Origin of the sequence: Actinomadura graeca (assembly GCF_019175365.1) — a bacterium.
Taxonomy (GTDB): domain Bacteria; phylum Actinomycetota; class Actinomycetes; order Streptosporangiales; family Streptosporangiaceae; genus Spirillospora; species Spirillospora graeca.
Genome location: NZ_CP059572.1, coordinates 5,563,089 through 5,579,390, shown reverse-complemented (window position 1 = coordinate 5,579,390; position 16,302 = coordinate 5,563,089). Strand labels below are relative to the sequence as shown.

Sequence of the window (16,302 nt, the reverse complement as noted above, 5' to 3'; positions counted from 1 at the left end):
CCGTCCCGGTGTTCTGGCGGCCTCCCACCATTCGTCTGCCTCTCCAATCAGAGGCGGCTGTTTCCCGTAGACGAAGGAGCCTGCGTGCTTACTGTCGGTGACCAGTTCCCCGAGTACGAGCTGACCGCCTGCGTCTCGCTGGACCCGGACAACGCGTTCAAGACGATCGACCACAAGACCTACGAGGGCAAGTGGCGCGTGGTGTTCTTCTGGCCGAAGGACTTCACCTTCATCTGCCCGACCGAGATCGCCGAGTTCGGCCGCCTGAACGAGGAGTTCGCCGACCGCGACGCCCAGGTGCTCGGTGCGTCCGTGGACAACGAGTTCGTCCACTTCGCGTGGCGCAAGGACCACCCCGACCTGCGGGACCTGCCGTACCCGATGCTGTCGGACCTCGGCCGCGAGCTGGCCGGGGCGCTCGGCATCCTCACCGAGGACGGCGTGGCGCAGCGCGCGACGTTCATCGTCGACCCGAACAACGAGATCCAGTTCTCCATGGTCACCGCCGGGTCCGTCGGGCGGAACGTGACCGAGGTGCTGCGGGTCCTCGACGCGCTGCAGAGCGACGAGCTGTGCCCCTGCAACTGGAGCAAAGGCGAGGACACCCTCGACGCCACCAAGCTGCTGGCCGGGGTCTGACCCCGCCTCCACCGGACGGCACGGCCGGCCGCGCGTCGCCGCGGCCGGCCCCTCCCACGGAAAGGACGCATGATCATGAGCGTTGACGCGCTGAAGGGCGCCCTGCCGGGGTACGCCAAGGACACCAAGCTCAACCTGGGCTCGCTGACCTCCACCTCCCAGCTCTCCGACCAGCAGCTGTGGGGGACGGTCCTGGCCTGCGCGATCGCCACGCGCAGCACGGCCGTCATCCGCGAGCTGGCCGAGGAGGCCGCCGGCATCCTGTCGGCGGAGGCGTTCGAGGCGGCCAAGGGCGCCGCGTCGATCATGGCGATGAACAACGTCTACTACCGCGCCACCCACCTGATCGGGGACGACGCGTACGCGACGCTCCCCGCCCGGCTGCGGATGTCGATCATCGGCAAGCCCGGCGTGGACAAGCTCGACTTCGAGCTGTGGTGCCTGGCGGTGTCGGCGATCAACGGCTGCGGCCGCTGCCTGGAGTCGCACGAGAAGGTGCTGCGCGACGGCGGGATGTCGCGCGAGCTGATCCAGGAGGCGCTGCGCCTCGCCGCGGTGGTCAACGCGACCGCCGCGACCCTCGACGCGGAGGCTGCCCTGGAGCCCGCCACCGTCTGACACCGCGTCGCTGTCGGACACCCTTGGCCGGACACTGCGTCGCGGTCGGACACTAGCGTCGCGCAGAAGGCGCGCGGAAGGCCCGGACGGGAACGTCCGGGTCTTCGCGTGTCAGGTCACTCCCACTCGATGGTGCCCGGGGGCTTGGACGTGATGTCCACGGTGACCCGGTTGATCTCGCGGACCTCATTGGTGATGCGGGTGGAGATCCGCTGGAGGACGTCGTAGGGGAGCCGCGCCCAGTCGGCGGTCATGGCGTCCTCGCTGGTCACGGGACGCAGCACGATCGGGTGGCCGTAGGTGCGGCCGTCGCCCTGGACCCCGACCGAACGGACGTCGGCCAGCAGTACCACCGGGAACTGCCAGATCTCGCGGTCGAGCCCGGCGCGGGTCAGCTCCTCGCGGGCGATGGCGTCGGCCTCGCGCAGGACGTCGAGGCGCTCACGGGTGACGGCGCCGATGATCCGGATGCCGAGGCCGGGGCCGGGGAACGGCTGCCGCCAGACGATCTCGGACGGCAGGCCGAGCTGCTCGCCGAGCGCGCGCACCTCGTCCTTGAACAGGGTGCGGAGCGGCTCGACCAGCTTGAACTGGAGGTCTTCGGGGAGCCCGCCGACGTTGTGGTGGGACTTGATGTTGGCCGCGCCGGTGCCGCCGCCCGATTCGACGACGTCCGGGTAGAGGGTGCCTTGGACGAGGAACTCGACCGGTTCGGACGCACCCGCCGCGCCGTCCCCGGAGCCACGTCCGGAGCCGCCCCCTGGGCCCGCCGTCCCGGGCCCGCCCTCGACGATCTCCCGGGCGGCCTCCTCGAAGACGCGGATGAACTCACGGCCGATGATCTTGCGCTTCTCCTCGGGGTCGGTGACCCCGCCGAGGGCGGCGAGGAAGCGCTCCTGCGCGTCCACGACGTGCAGGTTCACGCCGGTGACGGCGACGAAGTCCTTCTCGACCTGCTCGGCCTCGCCCTTGCGCAGCAGCCCGTGGTCGACGAACACACAGGTGAGCTGGTCGCCGATCGCCTGCTGGACGAGCGCCGCGGCGACGGCGGAGTCCACGCCGCCGGACAGCGCGCAGATGGCGCGCCTCCCGCCGACCTGCGCGCGCACGGCCTCGATGGACTCGTCGGCGATGTTCACCATCGTCCAGTTCGGACGGCACCCGGCGCCCTCGTAGAGGAAACGCCGCAGGATCTCCATGCCGTGCTCGGTGTGCAGCACCTCCGGGTGGAACTGCACGCCGAAGAAGCCGCGCGTGCGGTCCTCCATGCCCGCGACGGGGGTCACGTCGGTGCTGGCGGTGACGGTGAAGCCGGAAGGGGCACCGCTGACGAAGTCGCGGTGCGACATCCACACGGCCTGCTCGTGGGGCAGACCCGCGAAGAGCATGCCCGGCGAGGTCACGGCGATGGTCGCGCCGCCGTACTCGGCGACATCGGAGTTCTCGACCGTCCCGCCGAGCGCCTGCGCCATGACCTGGTGCCCATAGCAGATCCCGAAGGTCGGCACGCCGAGGTCGAAGAGACCCTCGGGGGCGGCGGGGGCGCCCTCCTCGTACACCGAGGCGGGGCCGCCCGACAGGATGATCGCCTTCGGCCGCCGGGCGAGCATCTCCGCGGCGGGCATGGTGGACGGCACGATCTCGCTGAACACATGGCACTCGCGGACGCGCCGCGCGATGAGCTGCGCATACTGCGCGCCGAAGTCGACGACGAGCACGGTGTCAAAGGACTGGTCTGCGGCCACCAACAACGCCTTTCGCACGGCCGGAAGGGCCTCCCAGTCTAAGGGCCCCGGCCTGGGCGGACGCGCGCGCCCCTCGCCTGCCGATCACTTAGAGAAACTGGCCGATAACGGTCAGCAACCTTTGACCTTGATCACACGCGGAGCAGGACTTCGCTCTGATACCTCTTGATAACGCTCTGTGTTCATTTGTTTCCCATCCGCGTACGAACGCCCTCCCTAGGAGTGCCGTGAAGCTGCTCGCCGCCGCCCTGATCGCCGCCCTCGTACCCGCCGTCCCGACCGGACCCGCGGGCACCGGCACAGCGGCCGGACGCCAGCACCCGGGCGGCCACGCGTACGAGGCCGGACGCCCCTACGCGGCCGGGCACACGGTTACGGCCGGGCGGCATTCGCACCCGGGCGACTGCGCTTCCCCCGAGGCCCGGCTCCGTCCCGGCGCCGACCCCCACGTCCGCGAGCCCAACGACCTGACGCCTGAGCAGGCGGCGACCATCGAGTTCGGCCTCGACCGGCTCCTCACCCGCCTCGGCCTCCACGGGCCCCGCGCCACCCGCTCCCCGGCGGCGGCCAGGCGCCTCGCCGCGCCGATCAGCGTTCCGGTCTACTTCCACGTCCTGCATGACGGCGCCAGCGGGAACGTCTCCGACGCGGACGTCCGCCGGCAGATCGACGTGCTGAACGCCTCCTACGGCGGACGCAACGGCGGCGCCAACACGAACGTGACGTTCAAGCTCCGCCAGATCAGCCGCACCGACAACGCCGCCTGGCACCGCGACCCGGAACGGTACGAGCGCACGTACAAGCCGCGGCTCCACAAGGGCGGGAAGGAGACCCTGAACCTCTACAGCGCCTACATCGGCGGTGACCTGCTCGGCTGGTCGACCTTCCCGTGGAAGTACAAGGCCGAGCCCAGGATGGACGGCGTGACGATCCACTACGCCAGCATGCCGGGAGGGTCGATCGAGAACTTCAACCGGGGATTCAGCGCGACGCACGAGGTCGGCCACTGGCTCGGGCTCTACCACACCTTCCAGGACGGCTGCGGCGGCAAGGGCGACCGGGTGGCCGACACCCCCGCCGAGCGCGACGCCACCAACGGCTGCCCCGCCGGTAAGGACACCTGCCCCTCCCCCGGCGCCGACCCCATCCACAACTACATGGACTACAGCTACGACACCTGCATGAACTCGTTCACCGCCGGACAGGGCGCCCGCATCCACAAGACTTGGGCCGCCTACCGCGCCTGACACCACCGGAGCCGGAACGACCCCGCGGCACCGACGGCGCGGGGTCAGCGGGCCCGGTAGGCGGCCATGAGCCTCGCCGCGTCGTCCTCCGGCAGGCGGCGCACCGCCTCGCGGATCGTCACGCCGGAGACGGCGTCCATGCGGGCGCCGACCCAGTCCGCCACCCACGCCGGGTCCTTCTTGGACAGCTCCCGCAGTACCCAGCCCAGCGCCTTGCGGATGAAGAACTCCTTCTCACCGATCAGCGCGTCCCCGAAACGGGAGAGCCGGTCCAGGTCCGGGGCACCTGACCGGACACCGGGGAGCAGCGCCAGCAGAGCCGTGCGCCGGATCCACATGTAGGGGTCGCCGACCCACACGTCCAGCGTGCCGCCCAAGGACGGGTAGCGCACGACCAGCGAACCGACCACCTTTTCCGCCAAGTGGTCGACGTACGCCCAGCTCACCGACTCGCGGACGAGCCGCTCCGCCACATCCAGGTCACCGGGTTCCAGCAGGGACGACCGCTTGGCCAGGATCTCCACCGCCGCCATACGGGTCTCGTGCAGCGGGCGGCCGTCGTCGGTGACCGTCCACAGGCTGTGGACGAGCGCGAGCAGCTCCCCGCGCTCCGGCGGCCTCCGCACCGACGCCAAGGCGACCTTCCGCAGTGCCGGAACCGGGACGCCCAGGTGCGTGTAGTCGCTCTTGAGGTAGCGCTTCTCACTCGCGGCGCGTTCAGGATCAGCCTGGTCACGCAGCCGCGCCAGGATCCGCGCCGTCTCCTCCTCGACGTCCATGGCGACACGCTACGCCCGGCCCCGACGTCGCGTAGACCGCGCTACGGCGCCGAATTCGACATTATCTGTACGGATTCGTCCAGGATTGCTAAAGACGCAGTATCCAGCGGCTACCAGGCTTGTTCACAGCGATGACTCCGCTCCCACGCGCGTCCCCACCGCGCCGGCCCCCAAGGAGTTCCATGAACCGCGCCGGAATCGCCACCGCCGCCGGAATGCTCGCCGCCTTCTCCGCGTACGCGCCCGCCGCCGTGTCCGCCGCACCGTCCGCCGCAGCGTCCGCCCAGGCCCGCGAGTGCGCCCCGGAGAGCGGGCAGGCCGCTCAGGCGCGCGTCCGCGCGGGCTCGCACGTCACCGAACGCAACCAGCCCGGCGCCGCCCAGGTCGCCGAAATGGAACGGGACTTCCGCGGCCGCCTCGGACGCCTCGCCGTGGCCGGTCAGAAGCCGCTCGTCGCGATCACCGTCCGGGTGCACTTCCAGGTCGTGTACGGCAGCTCGGGCAACGTCCCGGACGCGACGCTCGCCAAGCAGCTCGACGTGCTGAACAAGGCGTACGCGTCGAGCGGCGTGTCGTTCACGCTCGCCGAGACCAAGCGGACGAACAACGCGACGTGGTTCTCCGACCCCCAGGCCAACGAGTCCAAGATGAAGAACGCCCTGCGCGCGGGCGGCGCGCAGGACCTCAACTTCTACACCGGCAACCTCGGCGGCGGACTGCTCGGATGGGCAACGTTCCCCAGCAGCTACCGTTCGCAGCCCAAGCTGGACGGTGTCGTCGTCCACTACCAGAGCCTGCCCGGAGGCACCCTCACCAACTACAACGAGGGTCACACCGGAACCCACGAGGTCGGCCACTGGCTGGGGCTGTACCACACGTTCCAGGACGGATGCAGCGGCCAGGGCGACGCGGTGGCCGACACGCCCCCCGAGCAGAGCCCCGCCTCAGGCTGCCCGAACGGCCGCGACACCTGCACCTCGCCCGGCGTGGACCCCATCCACAACTTCATGGACTACAGCTACGACTCGTGCATGACGGAGTTCACGCCCGGACAGAAGCAGCGCATGAGCGAGCAGTGGGCGGCCTACCGCACCGCCTGATCCACCTCTCGGCGGTCCCGGCCCCCCACGGGCCGGGACCGTGCGACACGCACTGGGTTCAGGCGCACTTGCTTACGGGCATGCCCCAGGCGCGCATCAGGCGCTTGGGGGCCGGACGCGCGCACGGGTCGTACGCTCCGTCCGCCATGGTGACGGCCCAGCGGCCTTTGGCGCCGCGCTTGGTGAACCCGGTTCCGGCATCGGTGTTCTTCGTCGGGCTGTCGCGGTACCAGAGGGACAGGACGGCGTAGTAGCGGTTACCGACCCGTCCGTAGTGGGCGCCTTGTTTCTCCACAACGAGGTCCCGGAAGCGCCCGGGGTTGTTCTTCTGGTGGTAGAGCCGGGCAAGGTCGTCTCGTAGTTTCGCGCTCATCGGCAGGACCCGCGGGGACGGTCCACCGGCCAGCGCGGGCCCGGCCGGGGGCGCGAGCGCCAGGACCGGGGAGAGGATCAGCGCCGGGAGCAGGGCTGAGGTCGTGCGCATACCCGAAGGGTAGGACGGTCCGGTCGGCAATGCACGACTACGGAGTGTCGGAACTTTTAGGGCCTTTCGACCATCAGCCGCAAAGGCGCGATAAGGGCATCGCGCCTCCGGCCCGGAGGATCAGGTGACGTCCACGATGGGCAGGCGCAGCGCCGCGGGCGCGTCGGACGGGACGACCGGGTCCTTCGGCGCGACCGCCGGGACGCGCCGGTAGCCGCCGCCCAGTCCGGGACGCGGATCCCGCTGGCCCCGGTTGGGCCAGAAGGACATCGCCCGCTCGGCCTGCGCGGTGATCGTCAGGGACGGGTTGACGCCGGGGTTGGCCGAGACCGCCGAGCCGTCGACGACGTGCAGTCCGGGGTGGCCGTAGACGCGGTGGTAGGCGTCGACGACGCCCGACTCGGCGGAGTCCCCGATCACGCAGCCGCCGAGGAAGTGCGCGGTCATCGGGATGTCGAACAGGTCGCCCCAGGTGCCGCCCGCGACGCCGCCGATCTCCTCGCCGATCAGCCGGGTCGCCTCGTGGCCCTCGGGGAGCCAGGTCGGGTTCGGCTCGCCGTGCCCGGCGGCCGCGCGGACGTCCCACCCGAACGGGCCCTTCCTCGGCCGGAGGGTGATCGAGTTGTCGCGGGTCTGCATGACGAGCGCGATGACCGTCCGCTCCGACCAGCGCACGACGTCGAACAGCTGGAGCAGGTCACGGGGCCGCCGCGCCGCCTCGCGGGCGAACCTCACGAGGCGGGGGGTGTGCCGCTCGCCTGGACGGTCACCGTCCACGAGCAACGTCTGGAGGATCGCCAGCAGGTTCGACCCGCGCCCATAGCGGACGGGTTCGATGTGCGTGTCGGGGGTGGGATGGAACGATGACGTGATGGCCACGCCCCGGGAGAAGTCGGGTCCCGGCCTCCCGCGCCGGCGGCCGGCGCCGAGGATCGCCTCGGAGTTCGTGCGGGTCAGTGAGCCGAGCCGGTCGGACAGGCGCGGGAGGGCGCCGGTCGCCTTCAGCTTGTGCAGGAGCTTCTGCGTCCCGTAGGTTCCGGCGGCGAAGACGACCTCCCCCGCCGTCAGCGTCTTGCGGTGGCGCCCGAACGACCCCGTCCGGACGATCTCGACCTCATACCCTCCGCCCCGGCGGGGCGCGACGCGGGTGACGCGGCTCAGCGGCATCACCCGGGCACCCGCCGTCTCGGCCAGGTAGAGGTAGTTCTCGGTCAGCATGTTCTTGGCGCCATGGCGGCATCCGACCATGCATTCGCCGCATTCCAGGCAGCCACGGCGGCGCGGGCCGCGGCCGCCGAAATAGGGGTCGGCGCCCTCGATCCCGGCGCCGCGCCCGAAGTAGACGCCGACGGGGGTCCGGACGAACGTGCCGCCCGCGCCCATCCGGTCGGCGACCCTCTTCATGACCTTGTCGGCCTCGGTGGTCGTCGGGTTCCGGACGACGCCGAGCATCCGCTGGGCCTGCTCGTAGTAGGGGGCCAGCTCGTCCCGCCAGTCGGTGATGTGCGCCCACTGGCGGTCCCGGAAGAACGGCTTCGGCGGCACGTACAGGGTGTTGGCGTAGTTGAGCGAGCCGCCGCCGACGCCCGCGCCGGCCATCACCATGACGCGGCTGGACCGGGCACCGCGGATCAGGTGGATCCGCTGCATGCCGGTCAGGCCGAGCGCGGGCGCCCACAGATAGCGTGCGATGCGCCAGTTCGTCTTCGGCAGCGCGGGATAGCGGGAACCCGGCGCGCCGGACGGGCTGCTCCGGGGAGTGTGGGGGGTCGTCCCAGAAGAGACCGGGGCGGTGTCGAAGCGCCGTCCCGCCTCGATCACGCCGACCTTGTAGCCCTTCTCGGTCAGCCGCAGCGCCGAGACGCTGCCGCCGAACCCCGACCCGACGACGAGGACGTCGAAGTCATGCCGCACGGGTGATCCCTACCTGATCCGCAGCTTCTTCATGATCTTGACGCCTTCGGCCATCAGGTCGGCGAACCGCTCGTAGCCGAGGGCGCCGGGCGGTTCGAAGTCCATGAGGTGCTGGCTCGCGACCGTCTGGGCCTCGGTGAACCTCAACAGGCCCTCGGCGCCGTGGCGGCGCCCGACGCCGGACTGCTTCATACCGCCCATCGGCGAGTCGTAGGAGGCGTACGCGGCGCCGTACCCGTCGTTGACGTTGACGGTGCCCGCCTGGAGCCGGGCCGCGACGCGCCGTCCGGCGGCGGTGTTCCTGGTCCACACCGAGGCGTTGAGGCCGTAGGGGGTGTCGTTGGCGCGGGCGATGACCTCGTCCTCGTCCCGGTACTTGTAGACCGCGACGACGGGTCCGAACGTCTCGTTGGCGCACAGGTCCATGTCGCCGGTGACGCCGGTGAGGATCGTCGGCTCGTAGAACAGCGGGCCGAGGTCCGGGCGGGCCCGGCCCCCGGTGAGGACGGTCGCGCCCTTGCCGACGGCCTGGTCGACGTGCCGGGTGACGGCGTCCAGCTGGCGCTGGTGGGTCAGCGACCCCATCTCGGCCTCGAAGTCGAGCCCGGAGCCGAGCCGCATGCCCTCGACCAGTTCCACCAGGCGCGGGACGAACCGGCCGTAGACGTCCTCGTGGACGTACATCCGCTCGATCGAGATGCAGAGCTGCCCGGCGTTGGTGAAGCACGCGCGGACGGCGCCGCGCGCGGCGCGCTCGACGTCGGCGTCCGCCATCACGATCATGGGGTTCTTGCCGCCGAGCTCCAGCGAGTACCCGACGAGCCGCGGCGCGACCCGCTCGGCGATCGCCCTGCCGCCCCGCGTGGAGCCGGTGAACGAGACGTAGTCGGCGCCGTCGACCAGCGGGTCGCCGATGTCGGACGGGTCGCCGACGACGATCTGCCACACGTCCTCGGGCAGCCCGAGCGAGGTCAGCAGGTCCAGCACCCAGAGGCTGGACAGGCACGTCTGGGTGTCGGGCTTGTGGATCACCGCGTTGCCCGCCATCAGCGCTGGCGCGATGTCGGCGGCGCCGAGCGCGAAGGGGTAGTTCCACGGGGCGATCAGCGCGACGACGCCCTTCGGGTGCCGCAGCTCCTGGACGCGGGTCAGCGCCGGCATCAGGCCCTGCCTGCGGCGCGGCTTGAGCAGGCGTTCCGCGCGGCGGGCGTAGTAGAGCGAGCACAGGGCGACGTCCAGGAACTCCTCCATCGCGTGGCGGCGCGCCTTGCCCGTCTCCAGCTGGATGATGTCGAGGATCTCCGAGCGCCGTTCGACGAGCGCGTCCGCCAGCCGGAGGAAGGGCCTGACCCGCTCGCGGACGGGTAGCGCCGCCCAGGCGCGCTGCGCCGCGCGGGCCCGCCCGTACGCCACGCCGATGTCATCGGCGCTGGTCAGCGGGATGGTCGCGAGCGGCTCACCGGTGAACGGACCGGGGATGGCCGCCGTCGCGGCGCCGTCCGAGACGACACGGGACACCAGCCGGCCGACGAGCGCCGGGGGGAGCGTGTGCTCTGCCGCGCCTTCGGCGGGAACCGTCGGGGAAGCCATGCCGACAAGGGTATGACCCCCCGGCCACTTTTGGCTACCCGCAAGTAACGAGCCGCTTGGAGGCAGCTTGTTGGCATATGCCCCACCTGCCCTGATTCCGATAGTCCGCCCCCCGAAGCGGACCGTTCCAACCCGGCCGGACTTACGCAACTCGGGGAATGACCATGTTCAGCCGGTGTATCCCGGAAAGCAGGAGGAGAAAACCGGCGTCGCCCCCGGACGTCCGCTGCCGCGCGTCCCGGGGCCCACGCCCGATCCCCGAAAGGGAGTGCGCATGAACGACACCCACGGACCGCCCGAGGGTGACGCGAGCGTCCGGGACGACGGCCCGTCCCCGGCGAGCGGCAGCAGACCACGCCCCGCCCTCCCGTCCGCGCGGCGGGACCGGCGCGAGCAGACCCGTACCGCGCTCCTCGGCGCGGCCGAGCGCCTCTGGGCCGAGCACGGCATCCACGGCGCCTCACTGGACGACATCGCCGCGGCGGCCGGGCTCACCAAGGGCGCGGTCTACTCCAACTTCGCGGGCAAGACCGACCTGCTGCTCGCCCTCATGGACCGCTTCACCCGCGACCGGGCCGGCCGCGGGGTCCTCGACGAGCTCCAGGCCGCCGCCGGGGACGACCTCCCCGAGAGCGCCGGGCCCGCCCGTCATGCCCGCCCGTGTCCCGACGCCCAGGAGCGCGCCCGCCGCGTCGCCCTGCTGTTCGTCGAGTTCTGGCTGTACGGGATGCGCGACTACGCCGCGGGCTGGCGCATCGCCGACTGGTACGCCGAGCGCCGCGCCCGCCTGACCCGCGACCTGGCCGAGACCGGATCCGGCGACCAGCACGGCGCCGCGGCCGGCGACCGCGCCACCCTGGCCCTGGCCATGGAGATCGGCCTGCCGTTCCAGCAGCTCCTGGACCCCGAGCGGGTCCCCGCGCGCCTCTACACCGTGGGGCTGGACCTCCTGCTCGGCCCGCCCTGACGTTTCGGTCCCCCTGGAGCGGACCAACTACGGCCACCGTAAAACACCCCAAGTCCGACACTTCTCACTAGTCTGATTCCCCAACGGAGCACGCCGTAGGGGGAAGATGGCGAGGCGGGTCGGCGGGGGCGCGTTCAGGCGCGGGAAAAGGCGACGGGGCCGGCGGAGGTTACCGGTCACCGCGATGTTGATCGCGGTGTTCGCCGGGCTGCTCGCGCTCTACATTCCGCTCAACCATGGCCCGGCCCGCTGGTCGCCGAAGACCCCGCTGGACGACCACATCCCGCTGATCAAAGAGATGGTGGTCCCCTACGTCACGGTGCTGGCACTGGGACCGTTCACGCTGGTGTTCCTCGTGCTCACCTCGGTGCGGCTGGCGCGCGCGGCGCTCGTCGCGGGCATCGTGCTGCTGCTCGTCGCCTACCCGTTCTACGCGTTCGCGCAGACGCACGTGCCACGGCCCGAGGTGAGCGGGGACGACGTGTTCTCCACGCTGCTGCGCCTGGTCTACGGCGGCGACAACGCCTACAACTGCTTTCCCAGCCTGCACGCCGGATTCTCGACGATCATCGCGGTGTACTGGCTGCTGAGCCGCCGGCGGGCGGGCCGGTACGTCGCCGCCTGGTGCGCGCTGATCATCGCGTCCACGCTGTTCGTCCACCAGCACTACGTCCCCGACATGGTCGCCGGTGTGACGGCCGGCCTCTTCGCCGGCTGGGTGGGACTGCGGATCGTGCGACCGCCCGGTCAGGCGTCAGAACGGGCCAGCTCGCCCTGAAGATAGACGTGCTGGAACTGGTACACCGGCCCCACCCGCCGCAGGACGCCGCGTTTGTGGGCCTCGTCCAGGAAGTCCATCAGCTTCCAGGGCGGCGGTGTCTTGCCCCCGGGCCACAAAATCAGCGTGAACAGGAACAGATGCACCGAGGCGACGACGCCCGCCTTCCCCTTCGCCGACCTCAGCGCGAGCACCCAGGGGAGCCCGTACAGCAGCCCGCCGCACAGCGCGCTGCACATGCCGAAGACCACGCCGAACACCGGATGGACCAGGAACCACGCGACCCCGCCGCTGGTCAGCCCGTAGGCGAGGCCGAAGAAGACCACGACGCGCCTGTCACGCCGCAGCAGGATGCGGGGACTGCCGATCCGCACGGTGGCGTCCGGTTGCGCCCCGCTGTACGCCAGCCCGAGGGGGATGCCGACGACCGCGCCGACGAGGATCGCGCCCCCGGCCCCTCCCAGGAGGAAGCCGCTCACCCCTCCGGCCAGCGCGGTGCACAGGCTGCCCATGAGCATGGTCTGCCACTTGTCCTGCCAGCCGAACTGGAGCTCGGACGGGATGGGCAGGTTCCGCGCCGCCGGGACGGCCATCCCGGCCCCGCCGGCGACCGCCGCCAGCACCCCGATCAGAACGCCCGTCGCCGACCCCCATCTGAGCCAGCCCACCGTCCCGAAGGCCAGCCCCGCCGTGGCGCCGGAGATGCCCCCGCCCAGCACGCCCGCCAGCACCCGCTGGCGGCGGCCCGCCAGCTCGGGCAGCGTCCACCAGGCGATGTTCGGCAGCTCCCGCGCGTTCATCCCGGCGGCGAGGAACCGCAGCCACCGTCCCACGTCCGCGCCGTGCCAGCCGTCGCGCCGGTCCTGCGCGGGGAGCGAGGGGAACACGGCCGGGACGAGCCGCCGCAGGAGATGGTCCCGGAGGTCCTCGGACCCGGGGAAGCGGCCGGTGTCCAGTAACTCCTCCGGCTCGGTGCCCGGGTCCTTGTAGACCTCCCGGGCCAGCGCCACCATGAGCGGGGTGGACAGGGCGTGGGCGAGCCTCCCGTCCGGCTCGCCGCGCAGCGACGCGAACACCGGCTCCCAGCGCGCCCGGCCGTCCATGATCCCGGACAGGTAGTCGACGACGCTCCGCGGATCCAGGTCCCGCAGCTCGACGACCTTCGCGTCGCGGATCGGCGCCCTGTCCATCGTGGCGTTCTGGAAATGCTCGGTACGGCAGGTGATGATCAGCCCGGGCAGCCGGACGAGCGCGTCGTTGATCTGCTCGATGGGGTTCGCCCGCGCGGACGCGTCCCAGCTCAGCTCGTCCAGGCCGTCCAGGACCGGCAGGATCTTCCGCGTGGTCAGCAGCCGCTCGATCGTGTCCGGCGGGTACTTGCCCTTGTTCCGCAGGAACAGGAACTGCACGCCGAGCTCCTCCTCCAGCCACTTGATCAGCCCCTGCTCGTGCGGCACCCAGTTCGCCAGGGACAGCTTGACCGGCACGGGGCCGGTCCCGTCCTCGGTGCGGCGCTTGACCAGGTCGAGGGTGAGCAGCACCGCCAGCGAGGTCTTGCCCGCCCCGGGCTCGCCGGTGATCACCAGCCGCCGGGACGGCGACGCCACGAAGGCGTCCATCATCGTCGGGATGTCGACGACCGCGTCCTCGTCGAACCCGGTCAGCGACCACCGGAACGGCACCAGGCCCGCGTGCAGGTCAAGCCGCCGGACGGCGGCCTCCTGATGCCAGTCCTCGTTCACCAGCTCGGCGAGCTGCGCGGTGATGGCGTCGAGATCGTCGACCGTCACCCGGTCGGCCCTGGCCTGCAGCACCAGCCAGATCACCAACACGACCGCCAGCAGGACCATGGTCCACGGCCAGTGCTGCTCCCCCCAGTCCTCGAACGGCTTCGACGCCAGGCCCGAGAGGATGCCCACGATCAGGGACAGGATGAGCGTCAGCACCGCGAGGCGCGCCGCCGAATCCCCTCTCCGGCGGCTCATCCCCGCCCGCCCGTTCGAGCCCCGCCAACCCGCACGACATCGCCCCCTCGGCTCCCTCCTCAGGCTCCGGACGCGGAGCACAGTAGGGCCAGCGCGAGGCCATGTCCATACCATCGGACACAGAGGTCCATTTCGGGCACAAAGTCACAAAAGCAGGACTTCACCCCGGTTTGTTATCCCACGTCAGACAAGTCGTGCACGCGATAAGGATCGCGCCGCAAACCAGGCCGAAAACCCATCCCTCCCACGCCCAACACGAACACCCGGCACCCGCCAAAGGAAGGCGCCCCAGAGCCTGATACAAGGACACCGCAATCGCATCCGAGACAGTTGCGGCGAACGCAAGCTTGCGCCACACCCGGACGAAAACAGAACACCCTACCAAGCAGGCTCGTAGCCCAGCCCCCGACAACCTCCACGTTGCGATCGCGTCCAAGGGCAGGTGCGAGCGAAGCGAAAACCTGCGAAGACAGTGCGGCGAACGCAAGCATGCGCCACACCTGGACGAAAACAGAACACCCCACCAAGCAGGCTCGTAGCCCAGCCCCCGACAACCTCCACGTTGCGATCGCGTCCGAAGGCAGTTGCGAGCCTGCGAGCAACTGATCGCGGAGCGAGCCGCCAGGCGAGTCCGGAGCGATGCAGCGATCGCGCGCGGCACCCGTTGAAGGGAGGGCCGCCAGGCCCGACCGCCGAGGGTGCCGCTAATAAACAGGAACTATGTCGGGGGCGCCTCGGCGGCGGGCGTCGGCCTCCTGGTCGTCGTCCTGGGTCTGGGACGCCCGTTCCGCTTCGACGCGTTTGCGGTAGTACTCGATTTCGCGGTCGCGTTGTTTCTTGGACCAGCCGAGGACGGGTCCGAGGAGGTCGGCGGCCTCCTGGGCGACGCCGACGCCGCGGTCCCAGGTCTCGATGGAGATGCGGGTCCGGCGGGCGAGGACGTCGTTGAGGTGGCGGGCGCCCTCGTGGGAGGCGGCGTAGACGATCTCCGCGCGGAGGTAGTCGTCGGCGCCGGCGAGGGGTTTGCCGAGGTCGGGTTTCTCGGCGATGAGGGCGAGGAGGTCGTCCACGAGGGTGCCGTGGCGGCGCAGGAGGTGCTCGATGCGGGCGACGTGCAGGCCGGAGCGGGCGGCGAGGCGGTGCCGGGCGTTCCACATGGCCTGGAAGCCGTCGCCGCCGACGAGCGGGATGCGGTCGGTGCACGATTCGGCGACCTTGCCGTCGAGGCCGTGGGCGACGGCGTCGATGGCGTCCTTGCCCATGACCCGGTAGGTGGTGTACTTCCCGCCGGCCACGAGGACGAGGCCGGGGACGGGGTGGGCGACCATGTGCTCGCGGGAGAGCTTCGAGGTCTCCTCCGTCTCGCCGGTGAGGAGGGGGCGGAGGCCGGCGTACACGCCTTCCACGTCGTCATGGGTGAGGGGCGTGTTGAGGACGGCGTTGACGTGGTCCAGGACGTAGTCGATATCGGCCTTGGACGCGGCGGGGTGCGCCCTGTCCAGGTCCCACGCGGTGTCGGTCGTCCCGATGATCCAGTGGCGTCCCCAGGGGATCACGAACAGGACGGACTTCTCGGTGCGCAGCAGGATTCCCGTCGCGGAGTGGATCCGGTCCTTCGGGACGACCAGGTGGATGCCCTTCGACGCCTTCACGTGGATCTGCCCGCGTCCGCCGACGAGTTCCTGGATGTCGTCGGTCCACACGCCGGTGGCGTTCACGACCTGCTTGGCGCGGACCTCGGCCATGGTGTTGGCCTCAAGGTCGCGGACGCGGAGCCCGGTGACGCGTTCGCCTTCGCGCAGGAAGCCGAGGCACTGGGTCCGCGACGCGATCTGCACGCCGTACTCCGCGGCCGTGCGCAGCACCATCATGACGAAGCGCGCGTCGTCGACCTGCGCGTCCCACAGCTGGATCGCGCCGGTGAAGGCGTCCTTGCGCAGAGACGGCGCCAGGCGCAGCGCCCCCCGGCGGGTGAGATGGCGGTGATGCGGGACGCCGCGGGTGCTGCCCATCTGGAACGCGAGCATGTCGTACAGGGCCACGCCCGCGCCAAGGTAAGCGCGCTCCCACACGTGGTGGGTCGTCGGCAGCAGGAACGGGACGGGGCGGACGAGGTGCGGCGCGATCTGCTGGAGGAGCAGCCCGCGTTCGGTGAGCGCCTCCCGGACCAGGTCGAAGTTGTACTGCTCCAGGTAGCGCAGCCCGCCGTGGATCAGCTTCGAGGACCGCGAGGACGTCCCGGACGCGAAGTCGCGGGCCTCGACGACCGCCACCGACAGTCCCCGGGTGGCGGCGTCGAGGGCGGCGCCGGCGCCGACGATGCCGCCCCCGACGACCACGACGTCGAACTCCTCGCGGGCCATGCGGTCGAGCGCCGCGGCCCGTTCGGCGGGTCCGAGCCGTGAGCTGCCGAGGCCGGTCACCGGTGATCCCGTCATCGCGATTCCCCCCAGTGC

At 71.0% G+C, this 16,302-nt stretch carries 13 protein-coding genes; 6 read left to right on the top strand and 7 right to left on the bottom strand.

Translation table 11 applies throughout. The features are described 5' to 3' along the window. Positions 1-84 precede the first annotated feature (84 nt). Entirely contained in the window at positions 85-639 is a 555-nt protein-coding gene (locus AGRA3207_RS24910) for a peroxiredoxin (protein ID WP_231329428.1), read from the top strand. Between the two features lie 75 nt (positions 640-714). Continuing rightward, positions 715-1,257 (top strand): alkylhydroperoxidase, AhpD family, encoded by a 543-nt coding sequence (ahpD, locus tag AGRA3207_RS24905; protein ID WP_231329427.1) that lies wholly within the window; start codon positions 715-717, stop codon positions 1,255-1,257. Between the two features lie 116 nt (positions 1,258-1,373). Here the strand turns inward: ahpD and guaA are convergent, their stop codons facing one another. After that, positions 1,374-3,008 (bottom strand): glutamine-hydrolyzing GMP synthase, encoded by a 1,635-nt coding sequence (guaA, locus tag AGRA3207_RS24900; RefSeq protein WP_231336381.1) that lies wholly within the window; start codon positions 3,006-3,008, stop codon positions 1,374-1,376. A 221-nt stretch (positions 3,009-3,229) separates the two neighbouring features. Here guaA and AGRA3207_RS24895 point away from each other — a divergent pair, with 221 nt between their 5' ends. Further along, entirely contained in the window at positions 3,230-4,249 is a 1,020-nt protein-coding gene (locus tag AGRA3207_RS24895) for a zinc metalloprotease (protein WP_231329426.1), read from the top strand. A gap of 44 nt (positions 4,250-4,293) precedes the next feature. Here the strand turns inward: AGRA3207_RS24895 and AGRA3207_RS24890 are convergent, their stop codons facing one another. After that, a complete protein-coding gene (locus tag AGRA3207_RS24890) occupies positions 4,294-5,028 on the bottom strand; it encodes a DNA alkylation repair protein (RefSeq protein WP_231329425.1) in 735 nt (244 codons plus the stop codon). Positions 5,029-5,210: 182 nt separating this feature from the next. Between AGRA3207_RS24890 and AGRA3207_RS24885 the strand changes: the two genes are divergently transcribed. Next, positions 5,211-6,128: a zinc metalloprotease gene (locus AGRA3207_RS24885; RefSeq protein WP_231329424.1), complete on the top strand. Its 918-nt coding sequence runs from the start codon at positions 5,211-5,213 to the stop codon at positions 6,126-6,128. 58 nt (positions 6,129-6,186) lie between these two features. On the opposite strand, the gene AGRA3207_RS24880 is transcribed toward AGRA3207_RS24885, so the two are convergent. The 3 genes from AGRA3207_RS24880 to AGRA3207_RS24870 all read right to left on the bottom strand — a co-directional run bounded on the left by AGRA3207_RS24880 (position 6,187) and on the right by AGRA3207_RS24870 (position 10,116). After that, on the bottom strand, positions 6,187-6,612 hold the full coding sequence (locus AGRA3207_RS24880) for a hypothetical protein (protein ID WP_231329423.1): 426 nt from the start codon (positions 6,610-6,612) through the stop codon (positions 6,187-6,189). Between the two features lie 120 nt (positions 6,613-6,732). Further along, complete coding sequence (locus AGRA3207_RS24875) at positions 6,733-8,526, bottom strand: GMC oxidoreductase (protein ID WP_231329422.1); 1,794 nt, start codon at positions 8,524-8,526, stop codon at positions 6,733-6,735. Between the two features lie 9 nt (positions 8,527-8,535). Then, positions 8,536-10,116: a succinic semialdehyde dehydrogenase gene (locus AGRA3207_RS24870; RefSeq protein WP_231329421.1), complete on the bottom strand. Its 1,581-nt coding sequence runs from the start codon at positions 10,114-10,116 to the stop codon at positions 8,536-8,538. A 274-nt stretch (positions 10,117-10,390) separates the two neighbouring features. Here AGRA3207_RS24870 and AGRA3207_RS24865 point away from each other — a divergent pair, with 274 nt between their 5' ends. Then, entirely contained in the window at positions 10,391-11,083 is a 693-nt protein-coding gene (locus AGRA3207_RS24865) for a TetR/AcrR family transcriptional regulator (protein ID WP_231329420.1), read from the top strand. 184 nt (positions 11,084-11,267) lie between these two features. Continuing rightward, on the top strand, positions 11,268-11,861 hold the full coding sequence (locus AGRA3207_RS24860) for a phosphatase PAP2 family protein (protein WP_231329419.1): 594 nt from the start codon (positions 11,268-11,270) through the stop codon (positions 11,859-11,861). Here the strand turns inward: AGRA3207_RS24860 and AGRA3207_RS24855 are convergent. Next, positions 11,831-13,846 carry an NACHT domain-containing protein gene (locus tag AGRA3207_RS24855; protein ID WP_231329418.1) on the bottom strand — a complete coding sequence of 672 codons (2,016 nt, stop codon included), beginning with the start codon at positions 13,844-13,846 and terminating at the stop codon, positions 11,831-11,833. The genes AGRA3207_RS24860 and AGRA3207_RS24855 overlap by 31 nt on opposite strands. Before the next feature lie 704 nt (positions 13,847-14,550). Continuing rightward, positions 14,551-16,284, bottom strand: a complete 1,734-nt coding sequence (locus AGRA3207_RS24850; RefSeq protein WP_231329417.1) for a glycerol-3-phosphate dehydrogenase/oxidase — start codon at positions 16,282-16,284, stop codon at positions 14,551-14,553. Positions 16,285-16,302: the final 18 nt, after the last annotated feature.